The 1,801-nt window shown below is 61.4% G+C and carries 2 protein-coding genes and 2 pseudogenes; 3 read left to right on the forward strand and 1 reads right to left on the reverse strand.

Going from position 1 to position 1,801, the window contains the following annotated elements; translation table 11 throughout:
• Positions 1-279 (forward strand): annotated as a pseudogene (locus JV551A3_RS30500) (inorganic triphosphatase); the annotation flags it as partial.
• A 171-nt stretch (positions 280-450) separates the two neighbouring features.
• On the opposite strand, the gene JV551A3_RS30505 reads toward JV551A3_RS30500, so the two are convergent.
• The gene (locus JV551A3_RS30505; RefSeq protein WP_015272225.1) at positions 451-921 is read right to left on the reverse strand and encodes an Lrp/AsnC family transcriptional regulator; all 471 of its coding nucleotides are present in this window, start codon (positions 919-921) and stop codon (positions 451-453) included.
• 126 nt (positions 922-1,047) lie between these two features.
• Between JV551A3_RS30505 and JV551A3_RS30510 the strand changes: the two genes are divergently transcribed.
• Together JV551A3_RS30510 and JV551A3_RS30515 are read left to right on the forward strand one after the other, a co-directional pair.
• Positions 1,048-1,353: a hypothetical protein gene (locus JV551A3_RS30510; RefSeq protein WP_133979389.1), complete on the forward strand. Its 306-nt coding sequence runs from the start codon at positions 1,048-1,050 to the stop codon at positions 1,351-1,353.
• Between the two features lie 203 nt (positions 1,354-1,556).
• Positions 1,557-1,801: pseudogene (locus tag JV551A3_RS30515) on the forward strand (type II/IV secretion system protein); the annotation flags it as partial.

Raw genomic sequence — 1,801 nt, forward strand, 5'->3', positions numbered from 1 at the left:
CTGCTGGGCGAAGAAGGCCGTGCGTTGAAACTGCCGTTGTACACCCAGCGCCCGGAAGACCTGGCCGAGCAGTTGCCGCGTATCGAACAGCTACTGGCCTGGCTGCATCATGCCCGCCAGGTGCTGGAAGCGCCACAGATGGACCGCCTGTATGGCGACCTGAAGAAGCTGCATGAGCTGGCTGAACAGCCGATCAGCGATGAAGTGCTGGAAGCGCGTATCGAACAGGCCCGGGCGGTGGATCAGAGCCGCGGCTGGAAGCACCTGCTCAAGGCGTGAACCCTTCTGAAGGCTGACGCAGCCTTTGTAGGAGCGGCCTTGTGTCGCGAAAGGGCCGCACAGCGGCCCCGGCAATATCTGCTTGGTGCACAAAGCCTGGGGGCGCTTAGCGCCCCTTTCGCGACACAAGGCCGCTCCTACAGGGACCGCGTCAGCGGGTCTGAAACGGTCTTATCGCGACAGTGGCAGGCTGGTTGTGGACTTGATCTCCGACAGCGCCACGATCGAGTTCACCTCCTGTATCCCCGGCACGTTCGACAGTTTTTCGAAGAAGAACCGCTCATAAGCCTCGATATCCGGGGTGACAATGCGCAACAGAAAGTCTACCGAACCCATCAGCACATAACACTCCAGCACCTCCGGAAACCCACGTATCGCGTCCGTGAACTCGGTGAAGTTGGAGCGCCCGTGGGCGTTCAGTTTTACCTCGGCGAAGATCTGCGTGTTCAGGCCGACCTTCTTGCGGTCCAGCAAGGTCACCTGCCCGCGAATCACGCCCTCCTCCTTCAACCGCTGGATACGCCGCCAGCACGGCGATTGCGACAACCCCACGCGTTCGGCGATCTGTGCGCTGGACAGCGAGGCGTCCTCCTGCAGCAGTTCGAGAATACGGCGGTCGTAGGCGTCCAGCTCGCTGTGCATCAACAATTCTCCTGAACAGCACTTTATGAATAGAACAATTCGCCAAGACAGCGAAATTATCAAATCATAGCGAAAAAATACCGCCGCCAACGTGCAAGAATTTCTCCCACATTCGCGGAGACCAGCATGAACGCACAGCCCCGTAACGACGCCTGGGCCGCCAGCAACGCCCAAAGCACCGTGCACTATCGCCTGCAGGCCGAGGCCGAACCTGACAGCCTGTGCCGGGTGCTCAACCTGTTTGCCCTGCAGTTCCTGACCCCGCACAGCGTGCAGGTCAGCCAGCAGGATGACTGGCTGGATATCGAGGTCGGCATCGGCGGCCTGAGCTGGCACCGGGCCGAGGTGATTGCGCAAAAACTGCGCAATCTGGTGTGTGTGGGTGAGGTGAGCCTGAGCAACCTGCAGCGGGTGGAGCTGGCGGTTGTGTAAGCATTTACCGGTCCTATCGCCGGCAAGCCGGCTCCCACAGGTACAGCGCAATCTTCGAGCCTGTGGTGATCCTGTGGGAGCTGGCTTGCCGGCGATAGGGCCAGTACAGGCACAGTAAATTCCCGAAACTTTTCACTTCCGTTAACCTTCCGCCGTCCGGCTAGCCTTGATTAGCACTCCCCTATCAGGCACGGACGCCAACCATGCACACCCCCGACAACCCGGCACTCGACCTCAAGCGCGTGCTCCAGGCCCTGCTCGCCGACCAGCATCTACACGCCAACGACACCCTGCAGGTACTCGAGCACGCCGCCACTCACCCCACCGCTCACCCGCTGGAACAGATCGCCGCCTGCGCCCTGGAAGACCGCCGACACCCTGGCCAGCCCCTGGACCTGGACCGCCTCTGCCAATGGCTGGCCAACAAGGTCGGCCAGCCCTACCTGCG

Source organism: Pseudomonas inefficax, from assembly GCF_900277125.1.
In the GTDB taxonomy this organism is placed as follows: domain Bacteria; phylum Pseudomonadota; class Gammaproteobacteria; order Pseudomonadales; family Pseudomonadaceae; genus Aquipseudomonas; species Aquipseudomonas inefficax.

Coding starts and splice junctions, on each gene's coding strand:
- JV551A3_RS30505 (WP_015272225.1), bottom strand. CDS start 921: ATGCACAGCGAGCTGGACGCCTACGACCGCCGTATTCTCGAACTGCTG.
- JV551A3_RS30510 (WP_133979389.1), top strand. CDS start 1,048: ATGAACGCACAGCCCCGTAACGACGCCTGGGCCGCCAGCAACGCCCAA.